Annotated in this window: 2 protein-coding genes; one reads left to right on the top strand and one right to left on the bottom strand. The window is 67.9% G+C overall.

Annotated features, from left to right (window positions below):
• Positions 1-163: 163 nt before the first annotated feature.
• On the bottom strand, positions 164-895 hold the full coding sequence (locus tag SFU54_RS00340) for a hypothetical protein (RefSeq protein WP_319014339.1): 732 nt from the start codon (positions 893-895) through the stop codon (positions 164-166).
• A gap of 261 nt (positions 896-1156) precedes the next feature.
• On the opposite strand from SFU54_RS00340, the gene SFU54_RS00335 reads away from it, so the two are divergent.
• A complete protein-coding gene (locus SFU54_RS00335; protein WP_319014338.1) occupies positions 1157-2092 on the top strand; it encodes a hypothetical protein in 936 nt (311 codons plus the stop codon).
• Positions 2093-2196 lie beyond the last annotated feature (104 nt).

The following is a 2196-nucleotide window of genomic DNA, read 5'->3' as shown; positions in this document are numbered from 1 at the left end:
GCGAGGATGAGTACTTCCTGTTTGCTCACCCCTTGACCCTGGCGGGGTGTCCACAATGTCGTGAGACATCACGCCCTCACCGGCCTCACTGTCCACGATGTCGTGAGACAGGTGTCCACGATGTGCTGAAACCAGACACCGCCCTCGCTACCGTTTCAGCGACCTAGTAGCCGGTGCGTTCGTCGATCAAGCGTTGCAGATCGGCTTTGATGCCCGCGATGGCCTCGCGGTGTTCCTCGTCACTCATGACCACGGGTTCGGCTCGAGGGATGAGTCGCGCTTGCATGAGCTCGCTGAGGGTCTCGTCGCGGGCACGCAAGGCAATGTCGCGCACGACCGACTCGTCGTGGTGGGCGACCCGCAATCGCTCCACGACTCCGCGCAGGGTTCGGCTGCGGGCGCTGAGCCGGGCAACTTCGTCACGAAGGCGACGGATGCGCGCCTGATCGCGCCGCGATCGTGCGGTGCGCGTCGCGCGAGCCGTCGGTGCGGCCGCGTCGCTGTCGTGCGACAGCCGCGTCGCTGTCTCGTCGAGCTCGTCGATGAGTGCGTCGATGGCACGACGTGCCAGCTCACAAGCCTCGGCCTCATTCCACGGTGCACCGTCGCGCACCGTGCGCATGATGACGCCGTTCTTAACCGAGAGGCGCACGGCCGAGAGAGCGACGATGAATCCCTCATCGATCTGGTGCGAGAGGTCGCGCGGTGCCTCGGGTTGCTGCGGGGCAACCCTCAGGGCGGGGGCGGGCCAAAAGCGCATGTCGACCTTCGCGAGCGTGAGAGCGAGAGATCTCCAGGGTACGGGGCGTGCCTGCGTGGAGGCCGGGGGCGGGCGGCGAGCATCCCGAAAAAGTGCCGCGACACGCCGAAAACACAACATGTAGGGGAATGACATTGCTGTGATTCCCGTTATATAGTGAGACCCCTAGCCGCCCGGGGCGGAGATTTTCAGCAGAAGGAGGTCCGTCATGGACAACGACAACGAGACCGTTGGCGGCTACGCCGTGCCCGTCGACCCGATGGACATGCTGCAGTGCGAGAGCTGCCAGTAGCCCGCTGACCTACGAACCACCGAAACCCCGGAACGCCGACGACGGCGCTCCGGGGTTTCGCTTAGGCCCCGTTTTTCGCTTTCCCCCGGCCGGAGGAGGACACCGTGAGCATCACCGTTGATGCCCGCTCGTCTGACGCGCGTGCCCGCCTCGCGAGTGACGCTGAAGTGCTCGACCGCGTGCATCGCACGCTCGGGCCCGTCGACGTCGTCGCCGAACACTGGGGAGCCCACCGCCTCTCGCGCGTGTTGCACGTGGTGACGCGCGGCGGCGAGCAAGCGGTCGTCAAGTGGCATCGGGATGCGGGGCCTCACCAGCGCGAATCCGACGCCCTGCAGCAATACGCAGTAGCGCTCGGCGGCGACGCGCCGCGCATTGTGCTCAGCGACCCATCCCTGCGGCTTGTCACGCTCTCGCGGTTGCTCGGAGAGCCCGCAGCCGGAACCGCGCACGAGCGCGACCCCGACATTCACATGCGCGCCGGCGATCTCGTGCGCCGCTTGCACGACGCCGAGCCCCCTCGCCGTCACGACCGTTTTGGCGCGATGATCGCCGCCGAGTTTGAGCGCTGGAGTCGCGCGGCCGACGAGTTGTGGGGTGACGGACTCGATGGCCGCGACGAGCGCGCCGAGCGACTCGCCGCCGAGCGCCATGTCGCCCGGCAGCACGTGGCAGCGGCGCTCGACGTGGGCGAGCTCGATCACGTTCCAGCTCACCGCGCCCTCACCCCGCGGCACTGGATCATTGACCCCGGTGGCCACGTTCGCTTCATCGACTTCTCGAGCCTCGAATTTGAGCCGCGCATCGTCGACCTGCTGTGGCTCGAATACGGCCCGTGGCGCGACGAGCCGTGGCTGAGGGCGGCGTTCTTGCACGGCTATGGGCGCACGCCCACCGAGCGCGACGAGCTCGTTCTGCGCGCGGTCGCCGCGACGCGCGGCCTTGAGTTGCTCGTTCGCGGAGAGTCGCGCGGTCACGCGGCCGAACGCGCGCTCGGGCGATCGATGCTCGACCGCCTGCTCGGCGCGACGCTCTTTTAGCCCGCACCCGGGCATCCGTCATGCCGGTCTCGGCGCGGGCGTCGCGCCTAGACTGGGCGCGTGCCTGTGAACCCTGAACTGACCGAGCGCGCGTTTGCGCCCAC

Origin of the sequence: Microcella sp., assembly GCF_033763155.1 — a bacterium.
In the GTDB taxonomy this organism is placed as follows: Bacteria; Actinomycetota; Actinomycetes; order Actinomycetales; family Microbacteriaceae; genus Microcella.
This window is presented reverse-complemented; position numbering and strand designations above follow the sequence as displayed.